Genomic DNA, 19384 nt, shown 5'->3' with positions numbered 1-19384 from the left:
CAAGACAAATCCTTGACGAGAGTGACTCGCGACGTTACTCTAAGGTCGTCGCTAGCGAACGGTGACGCGAAAACGTTCGCAAGCCGTAAAGTCACAAGGAGGTGATGTGTCGTGGCAGAAGCAGTGGATACAGCGCCGAGCGTGCCCCGGGCAACCGGGCGCCGCGCGCCCTCCATGCCTACAGCTTCGGCCTTCAGTAAGCGAACCCGCAGGGGTACGGGACGACCCGGCAGGCGCAGGAGCAGTCGTCGAGGCGACTGGCAGCTCTATACCCTCGTGGTTATCCCGGTGATCTGGTTCATCGTCTTCCGGTACGCACCGATGGTCGGCAACGTCATTGCCTTCCGCCGATTCGTGCCCGGCGGTTCCATGTACGGCGAGGAATGGGTGGGGCTGAAATATGTCAAGATGTTCATCGCGGACCCCACCTTCTGGCGGGTGTTCCGTAACACGGTGGTCATCGGTTTCTCGACACTGCTGGTCTCCTTCCCGGCACCGATCATCCTGGCCCTGCTCCTGAACGAGGTCCGCCGAGTCTGGTTCAAGAAGATCGTTCAGACCGTTTCATACCTGCCACACTTCCTCTCGATGGTCATCATTGCGGGGATCATCATGGAAGTCGTCGCGGTGGACGGCCCGATCAACAGCCTGATCACCGCCTTGGGCGGTCAGGCGGTCAACTTCATTCAAACGGCCAAGGCGTTCGTGCCCATCTACGTCATCTCCGACGTGTGGCAGACCGTTGGCTGGGGGACGATCCTGTATCTGGCGGCGCTCACCACCATTGATGACTCCTTGTATGAGGCTGCCCAGATCGACGGCGCCAACCGCTGGCAGCAGACCTGGCACATCACGCTGCCGGGAATTCGGCCCACTATCGTCACGCTACTGATTCTCAACGTCGGCTCCTTCCTGGCGGTGGGCTTTGAGAAGATCCTGCTGATCTACAACCCGCTGACCTATGAGACCGGCGATGTCATCTCCACCTACCTGTACCGGGTGGGCCTGCAGTCGTCCAACTTCAGCTATGCGGCAGCCATCGGCCTGTTCGAGTCATTGATCGGGCTGATCATGGTCATGGCCGCCAACTTCGCGTCCCGCAAGTTCGCCAAGACGAGTCTGTGGTGATTGGATATGCCTGTTCAAAACGCCAAATACGATTCGCGCAGCTACCGGGCCTTCCGCCTGCTCAACACGGTCATACTCCTGGGCGTCATATTCGTGACGCTGTTCCCCTTCCTGAACGTCGTGGCCAAGTCCTTCTCAAGCGAGGCGGCCATCTCTGCCGGGGAGGTGAACCTCATCCCTAAGGGATTCAACGTCACTACCTACAAAGTGGTGCTTGGGGACTCCGCCTTCTGGACCGGCTATCGGAACACCATCGTGTACACGGTCGTCGCCACCTTCATCTCGCTGGTCTTCACCACTGCGTTCGCCTACGTACTGTCCAAGAAGGACCTGAAGGGCCGCAATGCGCTGGTCGGCTTCGCCGTATTCACCATGTTCTTCAACGGTGGTCTGATCCCGAACTACATTCTGATTACCAACCTGGGAATGAAGAACACGATCTGGGCGGTCGTGCTGCCCAATGCGATCAACGTGTTCAACCTGCTGGTCATGAAGTCCTTCTTCGAGGGGCTGCCGCATGAACTGGAGGAGGCCGGCGAGCTCGACGGGTTGGGTACCTACGGAATCCTCTTCCGCATTGTGCTGCCGTTGTCCAAGGCGATCATCGCCACCATGTTCCTCTTCTATGCGGTCGCCAACTGGAACGCCTGGTTCGGGGCCTTTCTGTACTTCGACGACAAGAACCTGTTCCCGGTAACCATCTACCTGCGAAACATGCTCGCGGGAGTGACCACCTCCGACTCCCTCGGAGGAGGAACCGCCGACCAGACCCAGATTTCCTCCAACCTCAGATCGGTGACCATGGTGCTCACCTCGCTGCCGATCCTCTGCGTCTACCCCTTTGTGCAGAAGTACTTCGTCACCGGCGTCACCCTTGGGTCCGTCAAGGGCTGACAAAAGCCCACAAAGGCGTCGAACGGGGGCGCGGCCGGCAACGGCAGCGGCGCCCACCCATCCATCCACCACTCCTCCCAATCCGACCCACCATCCGGCCGATCATGGCCGACACCATTAGAAAGGCACTCAGCGATGAGCCCCAGTCTCTTCTCCCACCCCATCACCCGCCGTCGGGCCGGCGCCCTGCTTCTGAGCACGGCGGCAGCCGCCGCACTGGCGGCCTGCGGCTCCGGTTCCGACTCCGGCGATGCGGCGCAGGGCGTGACCAATACGGCCGCCGCCATGGATGACTTCGCCGCCGATACCAGCTTCAAGGCGACCGAGCCGCTGACCTTCAGTTGCCTGTTCTCCGATCACCCCAACTACCCCTATAAGGCCGACTGGATGCTGCTGGAGGAGATCACCAACCGCACCAATGTCACACTCGACATGACGATCGTGCCCATGTCCGACTACGAGCAGAAGCGCTCTCTGCTGATCTCCTCCGGCGATGCGCCGCTCATCCTCCCCAAGACGTACCCCGGCCAGGAGTCCGCCTTCGTCTCCTCCGGGGCGGTCCTGGCGGTGTCCGACTACTTCGACCTTATGCCCAACTTCCGCAAGAAGGTTGAAGAATGGCAGCTTGACGAGGAGCTGGACACGCTGCGCCAGGCCGACGGCTCCATCTATGTTCTTCCCGGCCTGCACGAGGAGATCTGGCCCGACTACACCTTCGAAATCCGCAAGGATCTCCTCGACGAACAGGGACTGGAGCTGCCCACCACGTGGGAGGAGCTGCAGGACGTGATTTCTAAGGTGCAGGAGCGCCACCCGGACATGAAGGGCATCTCCGATCGTTTCGAGGGGCTCAGCATGCTCAACCTTGCAGCGGTCTCCTACGGCACCCAGTCCGGCGGTTCCTGGGGCATGACCACCATGGCCGAGTGGGACGAGGACTCGCAGTCATTCATCTTCTGCGGCACCTCCGACAACTACAAGGCCATGGTCACCATGCTGCGCGGCATGGTCGACGCCGGCGTACTCGACCCGGACTCCTTCACCCAGGACGAGGACACGGCCGTCAACACCTTCACCACCGGCAAGTCGATCGCCATCGGAACCAACTCCCAGTACGACGTCACCTACGAGACGACGATGAAGGAGACCCTCGGAGAGGGCAACTTCGAGGTCGTCAAGATTCTCCAGCCGGCCGGCCCCGCCGGCGCGCTGATCGGTGGCACCCGCCTGGAGAACGGCATCATGATCTCCTCCAAGGCCGCCGACGACCCGAACTTCGTGGCCATGATGCAGTTCATCGACTGGCTGTGGTACTCCGACGAGGGCGAAGAATTCGCCAAGTGGGGTGTGGAAGGGGTTACCTACAACAAGGACGCAGATGGCACCCGCACGCTGGTCGATGACATCAACTACAACGGTCTGAACCCGGCCGGCGACAAAGACCTGCGCGTCGAGTACGGCTTCTCCGGAGGCGTCTTCGCCTACGGCGGCACCACTGAACTGCTGCACTCAATGATGCTGGACAAGGAACTTGCCTGGCAGGAGGAGATGGCAGCCACGCACACGCAGAGGCCCATCGATCCGCCGGCTCCGTTGGATGAGACCCAGCGCGAGCAGGCAACGCTCCTGATCACTCCGTTGCAGGACTACGTCATGCAGGAGACGCTGAAGTTCATCACAGGAAGGCGCGACCTGGCCGAGTGGGACACCTACGTCACCGAATGTGAGGCCAAGGGCGTGACCTCCTACATGGACATCCTCAACGCGGCGCGCGCCACCTACGTGGAGAACAATGGCTGACCGTCACCCGGGTGCGGGCACCCCATCGCGGGGCGCCCGCACCCGCCCATCGTCGGGACTCGTCGCGACCGGGGAAGGTTCCGATGTCCCGGACGATCCCTTCGACTCCCCACTGGTGCGGATCAGTTCGGTGGTCTACCAGGCGGCCGCCCTCGGCGTGGGCTCGCTGCCGCTCGCAATTCCGGCGGCGGTAGGCATGCTCACGCTCGATGGGAGTTCTGTCTGGTCACTGCTGGTTCTAGTACTGACCTGGGTGCTGGCGCTAACCGCCCTGCCGGCAGTCGTTTACGCCGTCACCCGACCGGGGTGGACCTACGATCCCTCCGCCCGGCGCCGCATCGCCGCACTGTGGCGCGGATGGGCCGGGTCGATCGCCCAGTTCGGCCCGTTGGCGGCGCTCGCCGTCGTATTGGCGGTGGGACTGGCGGGATCCGCCGCCGGGGTGGGAGGCGGACTACGTGTGGCCGTCCTCATCGTGCTTGCGTCCGCCGGGCTAGGCGTTGTACGCGCGGGCACAATCATCGCTCTGTTCAATTTCAAGATGTCCGACGTGCTCGTGCTAACGGCCGTCATGACTGTGCGCGACGCCGCCGGGACACTCCTACTCGCGGGCATCGGTGCTGCGGGTCTGCTCATTGCCTTGCACGTTCCGGCACTCCTGATGCTCGCCTGGGTGCCGTTGTGCGCGCTGGCGGCTCCCGCCACGAGTGGACAGAGGCGCATTCTCACTGAGCAATTCACCCGGGCTTCCGTCACTACATCCGTTCCATAGGAGGCATTAATGCAGTTTCCCGAGCACATCCTGCATGGAGGTGACTACAACCCGGAGCAGTGGGACGATGCCACCATCGATGCCGACCTGACTGCCCTGGAGGCAGCCGGAATCAACGCACTCACGCTCAACGTATTCGGATGGGCAGACCTGCAACCGGCCCCTGACACCTTCGCCTTCGACCGCCTCGACGTCTTACTGGACCGTGTCCATGCCCGCGGCTTCGGCGTCATCCTGGCCACCCCGACTGCGGCGCTCCCGCCCTGGCTGGCAACTGAGGAGCCGAGCACAATGCGTGTGGACTTCGAAGGGCGGCGACACGGCTTCGGTCAGCGGCACCATTTCTGCCCCACCTCGCCGGTTTTCCGAGAACAGGCGCAACAAATCGCCGGTCTGCTCGCGCATCGCTACCATGGCCACCCCGCTCTACTCGCGTGGCATATTGGCAACGAATACGGCGGTGCCTGCTACTGCGAGAACTGCGTTGCCGAATTCCGCCGTTGGCTGTTGCGGACGCACGGTGGGCTCGGCAACCTCAACCACGACTGGTGCACGCAGATCTGGTCCCACCGTTTCACACACGCAGACCAGATTCCCGCACCGAACGCGCTCACAGAGCACTGGGGCGGCCCCTACCGCAGTGGTTTTCCAATCATCACGCTCGAGTACAAGCGCTTCATGACCGAGCAGTTCGCCGCCTGCCTGGAGGGGGAAATCGAGCAGATTCGCCATTTCGACGCCGTCCACCCGGTCACTACCAATCTAATGGGCGCGTACGAGCATCTGGATTACTTCCGGTTCGCCAGCGGCCTTGACGTTGTGGCCTGGGACAACTACCCGCGTGCCATCCGCGCCTGGCCGGAGATGGCTTTCAACCACTCCCTGATGCGCGCGGTAGGACGTGGTAGGCCCATGTGGCTGATGGAGCAGGCGCCGGTGGCCACGACGTGCCGGGACGTCAACCCCACCCGTGCGCCGGGTGTGCTGCGTCGCTGGAGCCTACAAGCGCTCGCTCAAGGGGCTGATACAGTGCTCCACTTCCAGATGCGCTCCGCACCGGCCGGATCGGAAATGTGGTTCGGTGGCGTCCTGGACCACCGCGGTCGCACCGACACGCGTACCTACCGGGAGACGGCGAGACTCGGCCGAGAGCTGTCCCAACTCGACGACCTCGTCGGCAGTCGGGTAGAAGCCCAGGCGGCGGTCCTTATGGATTGGGACTCCTGGTGGTACAGCCGGCTCGTCGATGGGTTTTCCGACCACTGGGACCTTGTCGATCAGGCCCGGCAGTGGCACGAGGCACTTGCACGTCACCTCGGAGGTGTGGACGTCACCGACGGCCGCAGCGACCTGTCCCGGTACCGGATCGTTGTCGCGCCCAGCCTCTATATGGCTCACAACGACGTTATCGACGCCCTGCGCCGGTACGTGGCAGATGGCGGCATACTGCTGACCGGCCCGATGTCCTTTGCCGCCGATGCCACCGGCCGTGTGTTGGTGGACGACCGGGTGGACGAACTGCTCGGCTGTCAGGTCGAAGAACGCGACGCTCAGGAGCCCGGATTCGGCGTTGAACTGACTCTTCCTGACGGGACCACCGATACCGCCCACCATCTCTTCGAGATCTTGCGTCCCACCGGCGGGCAGACTGCAGGGCATTGGCGGTCCAGTTGGTTCGCAGGCGGCTCCGCCATAATTCGCAACGCCTTCGGTCGCGGCACCGTCATACGCCTCGGCGCGCTGCTGAGCCAGGCCGGACGCCGACGCCTGATAGCCTCCCTTATCGGCCCGGCCCCCGGGCACCCTCTGGTCGGCGAACTGGAACACGTCAGCCGCACCTGTTCCCGTGGCACCTTCGACATCCTGCTCAACCACGATCAGACGCCCCTGGCCTGGACACCGCCCGTGCAGGGCGTTGACCTGCTCACTGGCAGGGAGTCCCCGGCAGGGGAACCGCTGACCATCCCGGCCGGAGACGTGATCGTGCTTCGTCGCACTTGACCGCACGCCTTCGCCACCCCGTCGCTCAATTCGAGGAGCCCCGCATGCCCGCCCGACCTTTCACCACCAGCTCATCCATGTGGCTCGAGCCGGCTACAAAGCCGTGGCTTAACGCCTACACCCCCCGCCCCATAGGCGGAGACGAGCTGATCGAGCGAGCCGCCGATGACTGGCGACGGCTCGCCGCTAGTGCTCCGCCTGCTCGGGGCATAGGTGAGTTGTTGATTACCACCCTCGAGTACGCTTCAGTTCTGCCGCCCACGCTGTACGGAGCCGCCTGCGCTGTGGCGGCGCCCCCTGCACCCGAGGGGTACGTCGTCACTCGCGGCAACGCAGGGGATCTAGCTGTCGTTGGGGCCGACGCTGCCGGCGCTCTGTACGGCACATTACGGTTGCTCGTCCTGGGGCCCGAAGCCCTGTTGGGAGGGAAGAAGACCGTCGTCAGCAGCCCGGATCTGTCCCTGCGCATGCTGGACCATTGGGACAACCTCGTGCCCCACCCGGTCATGGGGACCATTGAGCGCGGGTATGCGGGGGACTCGGTATTCTTCGAAAACGGAGACCTGGTCCCCGATACGGATCGCATCGACGACTACGGGTTGCTGCTGGCATCCATTGGCATCAACGCCGTATGCCTGAACAACGTAAATGTCCACGCTACCGAGGCGACGCTGGTCGGAGAGCGCCTCGATCTGGTGCGGGCTATCGCCGACATTTTGAGACGTCACAACATCACCACCTTCGTTTCCGTCGACTTCGCCGCGCCCATGACCCTGGGAGGGCTGGCGACTTGCGATCCGCTTGACGAGTCCGTGGAGCGTTGGTGGCGTGAAACTACTGATCGTGTGTACAGCGTTGTGCCCGACCTAGGCGGTTACGTGGTCAAAGCCGACTCGGAGGGGCGTCCCGGCCCCTTCGACTACGGGCGGGACCATGCCGACGGCGCTAACCTGCTGGCCGCTGCACTCGCACCGCACGGCGGACTGGTCATGTGGCGGTGCTTCGTTTACAACCACCGTCAGGACTGGCGCGATCGGACCCTGGACCGTGCCCGCGCCGCCTATGACCACTTCATGCCCCTGGACGGGCGTTTCGCCGACAACGTCCTACTCCAGATCAAGCACGGTCCCCTCGACTTTCAAGTGCGTGAACCAGTCTCCCCACTGTTGCTCGGTCTGCGCGAGACTCGCGTGGCCCTCGAACTGCAGATCGCCCAGGAGTACACCGGGCATGCCTGGGATACCTACTTTCTGCCCACCGCTTGGCGGGAAGTGCTGGAACTCGATGTCGCTGGAGATGGTGGTGCGGATCTGGGCCGGGATCTGGTGGATCGCCGAGGCTCGGCGATCGTCGCTGTTGCCGGGGTGGGCCGGGACTGGAACTGGACCGGAAACACCTTCTCGCAGGCCAATCTGTATGGATACGGACGGTTGGCGTGGGACTTGCATGAAGGCACGCAGACCATCGCTCAGGAGTGGGCCATCGCTTCCTTCACTGGTGACGCCGACCTGCATGAGGCATTGACCCGCATTCTGCTGCGCTCCCGTGAGGCCTACGAGAACTACACTGCGCCGCTCGGCGTCGGATTCATGGTGACTCCGGGTGGACATTATGGCCCCAACATCGACGGATACGAGTATTCCCCCTGGGGCACCTATCACTTCGCCGACCGGGACGGTGTAGGTGTGGATCGCACGCCCACAGGATCGGGGTACACCGAGCAGTACCCGCCGGCGCTCGCAGCTCGGTATCGGTCGTTGGAGGACTGCCCGGAACGTTTACTGCTCTTCTTCCACCATCTGCGCTATGACCAGGTGCTGCCTCAATCCGGGGTGACACTGATCCAGCGGATCTACGACACTCACTTCGAAGGGGTTGAGCAGGTGCGCGCCATGCGGCGAGACTGGGAGACGGTGCGTGAGCAGGTGCCGGAAGGCACCCGCACCGATGTCGACCGCCGCTGGCAGGCTCAGGAACACAATGCCATCGAATGGCGCGATCAGGTATGCACGTACTTCTTGCGTCACTCCGGCATTGCCGACGCTGCCGGCCGTACCGTCTACCCGTAACCGACTCGGCACTCGTTCGCGCGTACCCCATCGCACCCCTCGGAGCGGCCCGCATGAAGAGGATCAGTGGCGAAACGCAACGAAACCGTTGATGTCGCATTTCGGTATGTGTAGTGTCGCGACCGCGGGCCAGCGTCGGCCGGCATCCCCTAGCCATCCTCATCACTTGGACCTGCCGCTACGAGCGCTCCCATGTAGGACCGTACCGCCGCATGGGGCTCATCGTCGCGCCGTCGCGGTAGGCGTCCGGGCCGGTGGGACAACAGCAAAGGCAAGCGCATGCGCACAGCAAAACCCCGGCGTGCCCGCCGGAACCGTCTGCTTGGGGCGATTGCCGCGGCCGCCGTCGCGACCGCGGGATTGACGGCGGGGGCGGCCGCGGTCGAAACACCGACAGAGCCCCAGCCCTATGCAGTCAGCTACTCCAACTTCGAGTCCAGTCAGCCGGACATGCCGTGGGTCCCGCGCGGCGAGGGTGTCACCGCCGTCACCACCAACGAGGTGCGGCGTAGCCCCTGGAACAGCCTGTACGTCACCGGTCGTACCCAGGCCTGGCACGGAGTGGAGATATCCATCGGCGACTACATGGAGGCGGGGCAGGCCTATGACGTCACGGCCTGGGTGCGCCTACCGGACGGGGCTGCCCCCACCCGTGCCAAGCTGACCGCCGCCCAGAGTGACGGGCAGTACCTCGAGATCACCTCACCTACCGAGGTCGGCCAGGAATGGGTGGAGCTCACCGGAAGTTACTCGCCCCCCAAGGGCATCGACGGGACGATCTACATTGAACTGGAAGACCCCACGGCGTCCTTCTATGTGGACGATGCCGCCATCACCGCCTACGCCTGCGGGCGGGGTCCGGTTGATGACTCGACGCCCCTGACCGAGGTCTTGCCCTACCCGGTGGGTGTGGCGGTTACCGCCAACACCCTGCAGGGCGACTCTCTGGAACTGGTCGACCGGCACTTCAATCAGGTCACCCCGGAGAACTTCATGAAGCCGGAGGCCTGGTACAACGCCGACCACAGCTTCGTCACCGAGAACGCCGAGGCCGACGCCGTCATGGACTGGGCACAGGCCGGTGGCGGCCGGGTGTACGGACACGTGCTCGTATGGCACTCCCAGACCCCGGATTGGCTATTCCAGCACGAGGACGGCACCTTCCTGTCGGGTGACTCCGAGGCCGATCGTGCCGAACTGCGAGAGCGGATGCGCACCCACATCAACAACGTGGCCAAATACCTGTCTGACAAGTACGGGCTGTTCGGCTCGGACACCAACCCGCTGGTGGCCTTCGACGTCGTCAACGAGGTCATTGCGGACAGCCCCTCTCCCGAGACCGATGGGCTGCGTGACTCCTACTGGTACCAGATCCTGGGCGAGGAGTTCATTGACGACGCCTTCATCTACGCCAACGAGGCCTTCAACTCCACCTACGCCGCTCCGGGCGCCGAGCACCCGGTGACGCTGTTCATCAACGAGTACAACACCCAGTACGGCACCGACGCCTCCTCCAAGACCGGGCGCTATCACGCCCTCATCGAGCGGCTGGTGGCGCGCGGCGTCCCGATCGACGGCGTCGGACACCAGTTCCACGCCTGGCTCGACGACGACGTTGAGGGCTTCGGGGCGGCCATGAGCGCCTTCGACGACCTGCCGCTGGTGCAGGCGGTTACCGAGCTGGACGTGCCCACCCGCACCGGCACGCCCGTAGACACTCAGACACTGTTGGACCAGGGCCGCTTCTACCAGAGACTGTTCGAGATGTTCGCGGAGCAGGACGCCAAGCAGGATCTGTTCTCGGTGACGCTGTGGGGCCTGGTTGACTCCGGATCGTGGCGGTTCTATTCGGGTGACCCCTTGCTGTTCGACCCGTACTACCGCGGCAAGTGGGCTTATGCCGCCGCCGTCGGCCAGGACATCCCGGCGACGCCGCAGGAGTGCAGCGTCCCGGAGCCGACGCAGGACCCGACGCCTCCCTCTGGGCCCTCGGTCACCGCTACAGCGTCGGCGGCTTCGGCTGTGCCCAGCGCGAGCGGTCCGCCCGCGCCCTCGGGGGCAGCGAGTGCTACGCCGATAGTTGGATCAGTGCCCTCGCCGGGTGGCGGTGGTAGTCCCCTGGCGCGCACCGGTGCCGAGGTACTGGCCCTTCCGGTAGCGGTCCTGCTCCTGGGAGCAGGCACGTTGATGCTGCGGGCACGACGTCGGGTCGCCTGAGACTCCCGTAGCCGGGGCGGTACGACCCGGCTACGGGATGCGCCGGTCGGGGGGACGCTACCCGCCGGCGCCGCGGGAGGGCACGATGGAATGCCGTCGTGCCCTCCCGTCGTGCTTCGGTTGGAGCGCCGCGCTCGCGTCGATAACCCCCAAAGTTCGCAAGGGCAAGGGAATAGCCCGGCAGGTGAGCGGTGTTCTAATCGCTCGCTCAGCTGATCCGGGCCCTTGGCGTCCTTGTGGATGCCCTCGGCGGGTGGTTCAACCGGGTCGCTTGCGTCGGGAGTCATCCGGTCACCGCCGGGTGGCTCCCCTCTGTTGTGTCCGTCGGTGCGTCTTCCTGATAAGCCGAACAGGTGTGCAGGGGAGGTGCGGTTGAGTCGCGTACTACGAGGGTGGTGGCCAGTTCGATGGGGGACAGGGCGCGGGAGCCGCGTGACGTGGCCAGGCGGATGACGGTGCGCATTGCCTCGGCGCCGATGTCGACCAGAGGCTGGTGAACGGTGGTGAGCCTGGGGGAGCAGACCGTGGCGGTTAAAGTGTCGTCGAATCCCACCACCGACAGGTCCTCGGGTACGCGCAGACCGCGGCGCCGGGCTGCCTCGATGACGCCGACCGCAGCGGCGTCGCAGCCGGCGACGATGGCGGTCGGTGGCGCCTTGAGGTCCAGCAGATCCCCGCCATGGACCAGGCCGGAGTCGTAATCGAAGCGTCCGGCGCGCACCAGTGCGGGGTCGTGGGCGATGCCTGCGGTGGCCAGGGCGCTGCGGTATCCGGCTACCCGCTCGTTGGCGGGTATGGATTCCGACGGGCCGGTGACGATGCCAATGCGGCGGTGGCCCAGTTCGAGCAGGTGCGTCACGGCCTGTTGCCCGCCGCGTTGGTTGGTGGCACCGATCGACGAGATGCCCCCGGGCACCGCACTGGCTGGGTCGACGGCAACCAGGGGAACGCTCAACTCACCGGCGGAGGCGACCATTGTCGCGGTGACGCCCGTGGTGACCAGCACGACCCCGTAAGAGGAGGGCAGCACCTCAAGCACACTGCGTTCCCACACCTCCCGGTGCGCCTGATCCAACTGGTCCATCGACGAACCGATGTGCCGGACCCGCAGCCAGACGCCATCGAGTTCCGCCTCCTCCAGCAGTCCTCGCAGCACATAGGCGGCGTACTGAGTGTCCACGGTGTCGAATACCGCCGTCACCGGGCGCGCAGTTGGATCTGCGGCGGCACCGGGCAGCGTGGTAACCGGGGTGCGATAGCCGAGCTCACGCGCGGCGGCGAGTACGGCCGTCCGGGTCGGGGCGGAGATGACCGGGTCTGCCCGCAGCGCCTTCGAGACGGTGGCCACGGAGACTCCCGCACGGGCGGCGACGGCGGCCTGTGTAGGACCGGAGGAACGCGGTCGGGACATGTGAACCTCTTAGGATCGGGGCAATAAGTTTCGTTTATTTTCGCACAATGGGTCACCATTTCCGACGTGCGTTACAAGATCGTGATCAAACGCACGGTTGTTTGGTGCGACGCGGCGCTGTAGTATCAGTTCATCGGCGAAACAAACGAAAACATTTTCGCTATGTGGACGACGGTGTTCACCGATGCTTGCTCATTTCCCGCGGTGCGGCGGCGTGGCCGCACCGGCTCAGCATGAGAGGAACAACCATGTACCAGCTGAAGATCTCGCGGCGGCAGATGACCGGCGGCATGCTCGCGGCGGGCGCAGCCGGGCTCCTCGCCGCCTGTGGCAACCGGCCCGGATCCACTTCCTCCGCGGGTAACGGCGCCACCGCCTGGGTGCTGACCGGCGGCCCGGAACAGACCTTCCGCGACTCCTTCGAGCGTTGGAACTCCGCCCACACCGATCGGCAGATTGCCACCGAGTGGTTCGCCAACGATGCTTACAAGGAGAAGATCCGCACCGCCGTCGGTGCCGGCAACGCACCGACTCTGCTGTACAACTGGGCCGGCGGCACTCTGGCCGACTACGTCGCCAACGAGCAGGTGGTCGACCTGACCGAAACCACTGCCGCGGCACAGGAGCGCATCGTCCCCTCGCTGCTGGACCCCGGCAAGATCGACGGCAAGGTCTACGCCCTGCCCAACAACAACGCCCAGCCGGTCATGCTCTACTACTCCAAGCCCGCCTTCGAGGCCATCGGCGCGCAGCCGCCGACCACCTGGGACGAACTGCTGGAACTCGTCCCCGAGTTCACCGCCGCCGGATACATCCCCTTCGCCGAGGCCGGCTCCTCCCAGTGGCCCTACCTGATGTGGATCGAATACCTGACCGACCGCATCGGGGGTGCCGAGCCTTTCGCTAGAATCGTTGCCGGAGAGAAGGATGCCTGGTCGGACCCGGCCATCACCGGCGCGCTGGAGAAGATCCAGGAATTGGTCAGGGCCGGCGGTTTCGGAAACTCCTACGGCTCGGTCGACGCCGACTCCGGTGCCGACATCGCCCTCATCCACACCGGCAAGGCGGCCATGATCCTCCAGGGCTCCTGGGTGTATGCAAACTTCCTCACGGATGCCCCGGACTTCATGAGTGACGGCAACCTCGGCTACATGGACTTCCCCTCGGTGGCTGGTGGTACCGGCGACCTGTCCAACATCGTGGGCAACCCCGCCAACTACTGGTCGGTGGCCTCCAATGGCTCCCAGGAGGCTCAGCAGATCGCCATCGACTACCTCAATGAGGAGCTCTACAACGAGGCCTACATAGAAGCGCTCGTGACAGGAGGCACCATTCCGGCCGCGCTGGACGCCGACGACGCCATTGCCGCCTCCGAGCACGCCGAGTACCTCGCCTACGGCTATGACATGGTGAAGAATGCCGGGAGCTTCACCCAGTCGTGGGATCAGGCGCTGTCCTCGGCCGCGGCGCAGGAACTGCTCACCAACCTCTCCCAAATCTTCTTGTTGCAGCTAGAGCCCGAGCAGTTCGTCGCCAATATGAATGCGACCCTGTGAGGGCATTCCGAGCCGCACACATGCCTAGCAGGATCGATCATGACTAATCCCATTGTCCGTCGTCGGGCGGTCGGCCGCGTCCGCGGATCGGGCGGACGCGGCGTAGCCGGGGGTCCCTCGGCCTGGTATGCCGCTCCGGCGCTCGTCTTCTTCGGCTGCTTCGCCTTGGTTCCGCTCATCGGCGTATTCGTGCTGTCCTTCATGAACTGGGACGGCCTGGGGTCGTTATCCTTCGCCGGCACGAGCAACTGGAGCCGAATGCTCGGCAATGCCACCACGCAGCACGCGATCGTCCTGACCCTGATCATGACGGTCATGTGCTGGGTCATCCAGACCCCGATCAGCCTGCTGCTGGGCGTATTCATGGCCGGACAGCAGCGCTACCGCGGCGTGCTCTCGGTGCTTTACTTCCTGCCACTGCTGTTCAGTGCCACCGCGGTGGGCATCGCCTTCACCGCGCTGTTGGACCCCAACTTCGGCATGTCGCGGGCATTCGGGCTCGACTTCCTGTCCCGGGACTTCCTGGGGAATCCGAGCCTGGCGCTGCCGACGATCATGGCGGTCATCGCCTGGTGCTTCGTCCCCTTCCATTCCCTGCTCTACCAGGGCGCTGCGCGCCAGATCCCGGCCAGTATTTACGAGGCGGCAATGATTGACGGGGCCAATAGGGTGCAGAACTTCTTCTACATCACTCTGCCGCAACTGCGAAACACGATCATCACGTCCTCCACCCTGATGATCACCGGCTCACTGACCTACTTCGACCTGATCTTCGTGATGACGGCCGGCGGGCCGGGCAATGCCACGCGTGTGCTGCCCCTTGACATGTACCTGACCGGTTTCCGCTCATACAACATGGGCGGGGCCAGCGTCATCGGCGTCATTCTGGTCGTCGTCGGACTGCTCATCGCCTGGCTCCTTAACAACGTCTCCGGCAGCTCGAAAATGGAGAGCGACATGGAAGGAGCCCTGTGATGAAACTCTTCCGCGGAGGGACGCGGCCGAACCTGATCGGCGGGCTGTTCGGCTGGATCTGGCTGGCGATCGCCGTCGTCCCGATCTACTACATCATCGTCACCAGTCTGCGCTCGCAGGCCGACTACTACGTCGAGAACCCGCTCTCCCTGCCTTCCAACCCGACGCTGGACGCATATATCCAGGTCTTCGCGAACGATTTCTGGACCTACTTCCTCAACTCCGTCATCGTGACCGTGGCGACCGTCGCCGCAATCCTCGTCGTTTCCTTCATGGCCGCCTATGTGATCGTGCGCAGCCGCACAGCCTTCTCCAACCGGATCTTCTCCCTGTTCCTGCTGGGCATTGCGATTCCGATCCAGGCCACGATCGTGCCGGTCTACTACCTGATCGTGCAGCTCGGCCTATATGACACCCTGTGGGCCCTGATACTGCCCTCGGTCGCCTTCGCCATCCCCATCTCGGTGCTCATCCTGACCAACTTCCTGCGGGACGTGCCCCGTGAACTGTTCGAGTCAATGAAGGTCGACGGCGCCACCGACTGGCAGATGCTCTGGCGCCTTGCCGCACCCATGTGTCGACCCGCGCTGGTAACCGTGGCCATCTACGACGCCCTCAACGTGTGGAACGGGTTCCTGTTCCCCCTCGTGCTCACGCAGAGCGCCAACAAACGCGTTCTGCCGCTGTCACTGTGGAACTTCCAGGGGGCCTTCTCCTCCAATACACCCGCCATCCTCGCCGCCGTCGTGCTCTCGGCCCTGCCGCTGATCGTCGCCTACGCCTTCGGACGTCGGCAGATGGTGGCCGGACTGACCGCCGGCGTCGGCAAGTAACCGCATCCCGAACCAACCGCTTTATCCGAGCCTGAAAGAGGAACCAACATGTCAGATAGCTCCGAGCCATTCGCCCTACCGCAGACCATGCGCGCATCCGTCCTTAAGGAGGCGGGCGTCATCGTGTTGGAGGAGCGTCCCGTACCCGTCCCAGACCCGGACCAGGTTCTGGTCCGCATCGAGTCCGTGGGTGTATGCGGCTCGGACGTTCACTACTACCAACACGGACGCATAGGAGACTTCGTCGTCCGTGAGCCCATGATCCTCGGTCACGAGTCCGCCGGCACTATCGTCGCCGTGGGCGCCGACGTCGATCCCGGCCGGGTGGGGCAGCGGGTGTCCATCGAGCCGCAGCGCTGCTGCCGGGTATGCAAGTACTGCAAGCGTGGGGAGTACAACCTTTGTCCCCATATCGAGTTCTACGCCACCCCGCCGATCGACGGCAGTTTCGCCGAGTACGCCCTCATCCAGGACGATTTCGCCTACGCCATCCCGGATGACATGTCCTTCGACGCCGCCGCGCTGCTCGAACCGCTTAGCGTCGGCATCGCCGCGGTGCGCAAGGCCCGCATCGGCGTGGGCGACAGTGTCCTCATTGCGGGTGCCGGCCCCATTGGGGCCATCGTCGCCCAGGTTGCCCGCGCCTACGGAGCCGGCACCGTCGTCGTCACCGACCCAGTGGAACAGCGTCGCCGCATGGTCCTGGAGTTGGGGGCCACCGAGGTCCACGCGCCCGGGGAAGCCGCACTCGACGGACGCGCCTTTACTGCCTTCTTCGACGCCACCGGCGTGACCGCCGCCGTCGTCGATGGCATAAAGCGAGTCGAACCTGGCGGCTCTGCGATCATCATCGGCATGGGGGACGACGACATGCTCCTGCCGGTCTCCTACATCACTAGCCACGAAGTCAACGTCACCGGCATCTTCCGCTACAACAACACCTGGCCCACCGCGATCGAGCTGGTCTCCTCCGGAAGGGTCGATCTCGATGCCCTGGCCACCGACCACTACGGCCTCGCCGACGCCGACACCCCACTGCGGGACAAGCCCGCGCCCACGACGCTGAAGAGCATGGTCCATCCGCAGCGCTGACGCACGCTGCCGCCCACAACCGCAGAAACGAGCACAACATGTCCACCGTTTTCCACGTATCCCCGTCGGGCTCCGATGCAGGCCCCGGCGACGTCGCCGCCCCCTTCCGCACCATCAACCGGGCCGCCCGCGCCGCCATGCCAGGTGACACCGTCCTCATCCACGAAGGCACCTACCGCGAGTGGGTGCGCCCGCCGCGCACTGGCCGCGACGAGGAGCGCCGCATCATCTTCGCCGCCGCCCCCGGTGAGCACCCGGTGATCAAGGGCTCCGAAGTTGTTACCGGCTGGGAGCGCGAGGGTGACGGCGTCTGGCGGGTGGAACTGCCGGGCACCATGTTCGGCGACTTCAACCCCTTCGCCGAACCGATCGAGGGCGACTGGATCGTCTACGCCTCCCGGCAGGCCCCGCGCAAGCATCTGGGCGAGGTGTACCTGGACGGGCGCAGCCTGTACGAGGTGACCAGTCGGGCAGAGGTGGACGCTCCGCCCCGCCGCACGCAGGATGTGGATCAGTGGACCTGCACCCCGGAAGCCGTGCGCGACCCCGACTGGACTCAGCGCGTCTGGTACGCGGAGGTGGGGGAGCGGGCCACCACGGTGTGGGCGAACTTCGGGTCGGCGGATCCCAATGAGGCGCTGGTGGAGGTCAACGTGCGCCGCAGCGTGTTCTACCCGGAGGTGCACCACATCAACTACATCACCGTGCGCGGCTTGGAACTCGCCCAGGCTGCGACCCCCTGGGCGCCGCCGACGGCGGATCAACCGGGACTGATCGGCCCCAACTGGGCCAAGGGGTGGGTGATCGAGGACTGCGACATCCACGACGCCAAGTGCTCCGCAGTTTCCCTGGGCAAGGAGAACTCCTCCGGGGCCAACTGGGCCGCTGAGCGTCTGGATAAACCCGGCTACCAGTATCAGCTGGAGGCCGTCTTCTCTGCTCGCCGGGTGGGTTGGTCCAAGGAGCTGATCGGCTCGCACGTGGTGCGCCGCAACCACATTCACGACTGCGGGCAGACCGGCATTGTCGGCCACCTGGGATGCGTGTTCTCCGTGATCGAGGACAATCACATCCACGACATCGCCACCAAGCGTGAGTTCTACGGCTATGAGATCGCCGGCATCAAACTGCACGCCGCCATCGACACGGTGCTACGCCACAACCTGATCGAGGATTGCACTCTGGGGACCTGGCTGGACTGGGAGGCGCAGGGCACGCGCGTGACGCGGAACGTGTACCGCCGTAACACCCGCGACCTGTTCATCGAGGTCAGTCACGGGCCCTACCTGGTGGATCACAACGTGTTCGCCTCGCCGGTCTCGCTGGAGGGCCATTCCCAGGGCGGTGCCTATGTTAATAACCTGCTGCTGGGCGTGGTCGCCAACCAGCCCATCATTGAGCGGCCCACGCCTTACCATCTGCCGCACTCCACGCAGGTGGCAGGGTACGCGGCCATCCGCGGCGGCGATGACCGTTACATCGCCAACCTGTTCCTATCCACCGTAGGGGAGGCCGCCTTCGTCAACCCGCCCGCTCACCGGAAGATCAGCGATGGCACCTCCCTGTTCGATGCGCATCCCCATGGTGCGGAGGCCTACCTGGCACAGGTGAACGATCCCTCCAAGGGTGACCATGAACGCTTCGAGGGCGTGGAACTGCCCGTGTACGTGCGCGACAACGCCTACGGCAATGGGGCTCCCGCCTATGTGCGTGAGACGCGGCCGGTCCACCTCGGAGAGGTGAATGTCGCGATCGAGGACGCCGACGGTGGTGGTGTAGAGCTGGTGATTGAACTGCCGGAGGCCTTTGCTACGGCAGCCTCGACGACGATCTCCGGACGGGACTTGGGGCGCGCCTGGTATCCGGATGCCGCTTGGGAGAACCCGGACGGCAGCGAGGCCTGGGCCGACGTCGACCTGGTAGGCGGCGTCAAGGACCACGACGCCGCCAACCCGGCCGGGCCGCTGGCCGGTCTGACACCAGGGGTGAATCGCGTGCGGATCTGGTGATTCAGGCGCGGCTTGGCCCGCTGCCGCTCCGGACGAGGGCGGCAGCGGGCCTGAGTGCTCGCGAGTCAGCCGCCATATTTGCTCCCTGAGTCATAGCCATACATATCGCCGTTGCCGAAGTTGTCGGTGATGTCTTTGAAGATGTAGTCGCCGATACCGGTTTGTACCATGTCGACCCATGCGTCCACCTCGTCTGGGGCCATGGTGGGGTCGTCGGCTTGCGTGAGGTCGATGGTGTGGGTGCCGTCAGGGTTGGTGATGATCCAGGTGAAGGTCTTTGCCCTTTTACCGGTGTAGTCGTTGTAGCCGGTGATGGTGTAGTCCTCGGGTTTCAGTAGCCCCGCGTTAGCGGCATCCTGGATGGCCATGGCGAATAGTTGGTTTTCGTCTGTGCTGTGGCCGGTGATGAAGGCGTGATTGTAGGTGTTGGTGCCGGTCTTGTTCTCGGTGAGGCCGGCGAGGTAGCTGATGGCGTAGACGGCTCGTTGGTAGGGGATGTTGATGGCGTCGACTCTAGGGTCATAGTCGTCATTAATGGTGCCGGGTTTGGGGTTGGTGGTGGTGTTGAGGTTGGTTTGTGCTTGGGTGTGTGCGTGACGGGTTATGGCCTTGGCGATGGTGCTGGTG

14 protein-coding genes are annotated in these 19384 nt (G+C 64.4%); 12 read left to right on the top strand and 2 right to left on the bottom strand.

Annotated elements, in window-relative coordinates:
- The first annotated feature begins 288 nt into the window (after positions 1-288).
- From ACGLYG10_RS07290 to ACGLYG10_RS07260, 7 genes are all read left to right on the top strand, one after another.
- Positions 289-1128, top strand: coding sequence for an ABC transporter permease (locus ACGLYG10_RS07290; protein ID WP_211482996.1), 840 nt, complete (start codon positions 289-291; stop codon positions 1126-1128).
- A 6-nt stretch (positions 1129-1134) separates the two neighbouring features.
- Positions 1135-2022: a carbohydrate ABC transporter permease gene (locus ACGLYG10_RS07285; protein WP_073329830.1), complete on the top strand. Its 888-nt coding sequence runs from the start codon at positions 1135-1137 to the stop codon at positions 2020-2022.
- A 135-nt stretch (positions 2023-2157) separates the two neighbouring features.
- Positions 2158-3822 (top strand): ABC transporter substrate-binding protein, encoded by a 1665-nt coding sequence (locus tag ACGLYG10_RS07280; RefSeq protein WP_073329827.1) that lies wholly within the window; start codon positions 2158-2160, stop codon positions 3820-3822.
- Entirely contained in the window at positions 3815-4594 is a 780-nt protein-coding gene (locus ACGLYG10_RS07275) for a hypothetical protein (RefSeq protein WP_073329824.1), read from the top strand. The genes ACGLYG10_RS07280 and ACGLYG10_RS07275 overlap by 8 nt, the downstream gene beginning before the upstream one ends.
- A 9-nt stretch (positions 4595-4603) precedes the next feature.
- Positions 4604-6595, top strand: a complete 1992-nt coding sequence (locus ACGLYG10_RS07270) for a beta-galactosidase (protein ID WP_073329821.1) — start codon at positions 4604-4606, stop codon at positions 6593-6595.
- A gap of 44 nt (positions 6596-6639) precedes the next feature.
- A complete protein-coding gene (locus ACGLYG10_RS07265) occupies positions 6640-8664 on the top strand; it encodes a hypothetical protein (RefSeq protein ID WP_211482995.1) in 2025 nt (674 codons plus the stop codon).
- Positions 8665-8943: 279 nt separating this feature from the next.
- The gene (locus tag ACGLYG10_RS07260; RefSeq protein WP_073329818.1) at positions 8944-10881 is read left to right on the top strand and encodes an endo-1,4-beta-xylanase; all 1938 of its coding nucleotides are present in this window, start codon (positions 8944-8946) and stop codon (positions 10879-10881) included.
- A gap of 283 nt (positions 10882-11164) precedes the next feature.
- On the opposite strand, the gene ACGLYG10_RS07255 is transcribed toward ACGLYG10_RS07260, so the two are convergent.
- Entirely contained in the window at positions 11165-12292 is a 1128-nt protein-coding gene (locus tag ACGLYG10_RS07255; protein ID WP_083565720.1) for a LacI family DNA-binding transcriptional regulator, read from the bottom strand.
- Between the two features lie 248 nt (positions 12293-12540).
- Between ACGLYG10_RS07255 and ACGLYG10_RS07250 the strand changes: the two genes are divergently transcribed.
- From ACGLYG10_RS07250 to ACGLYG10_RS07230, 5 genes are read left to right on the top strand one after another with little or no spacing between them, the layout of a single operon-like run.
- Positions 12541-13848 carry an extracellular solute-binding protein gene (locus ACGLYG10_RS07250; protein WP_073329812.1) on the top strand — a complete coding sequence of 436 codons (1308 nt, stop codon included), beginning with the start codon at positions 12541-12543 and terminating at the stop codon, positions 13846-13848.
- Between the two features lie 39 nt (positions 13849-13887).
- Positions 13888-14823, top strand: a complete 936-nt coding sequence (locus ACGLYG10_RS07245; RefSeq protein WP_083565719.1) for a carbohydrate ABC transporter permease — start codon at positions 13888-13890, stop codon at positions 14821-14823.
- Positions 14823-15656 carry a carbohydrate ABC transporter permease gene (locus tag ACGLYG10_RS07240; RefSeq protein ID WP_073329809.1) on the top strand — a complete coding sequence of 278 codons (834 nt, stop codon included), beginning with the start codon at positions 14823-14825 and terminating at the stop codon, positions 15654-15656. Before ACGLYG10_RS07245 ends, ACGLYG10_RS07240 begins: the two co-directional genes overlap by 1 nt.
- 48 nt (positions 15657-15704) lie before the next feature.
- Entirely contained in the window at positions 15705-16748 is a 1044-nt protein-coding gene (locus ACGLYG10_RS07235) for an NAD(P)-dependent alcohol dehydrogenase (protein WP_073329806.1), read from the top strand.
- Between the two features lie 38 nt (positions 16749-16786).
- A complete protein-coding gene (locus tag ACGLYG10_RS07230) occupies positions 16787-18757 on the top strand; it encodes a right-handed parallel beta-helix repeat-containing protein (protein WP_073329803.1) in 1971 nt (656 codons plus the stop codon).
- A gap of 65 nt (positions 18758-18822) precedes the next feature.
- On the opposite strand, the gene ACGLYG10_RS07225 is transcribed toward ACGLYG10_RS07230, so the two are convergent.
- A partial coding sequence (locus ACGLYG10_RS07225; RefSeq protein WP_211482994.1) for a DUF6571 family protein occupies positions 18823-19384 on the bottom strand: 562 nt, incomplete at its 5' end.

The sequence above is a fragment of the Actinomyces glycerinitolerans genome (genome assembly GCF_900098745.1).
GTDB lineage: Bacteria > Actinomycetota > Actinomycetes > Actinomycetales > Actinomycetaceae > Actinomyces > Actinomyces glycerinitolerans.
The sequence above is the reverse complement of the archived record's forward strand: the minus strand, read 5'-3'. Positions and strand labels throughout refer to the sequence as shown.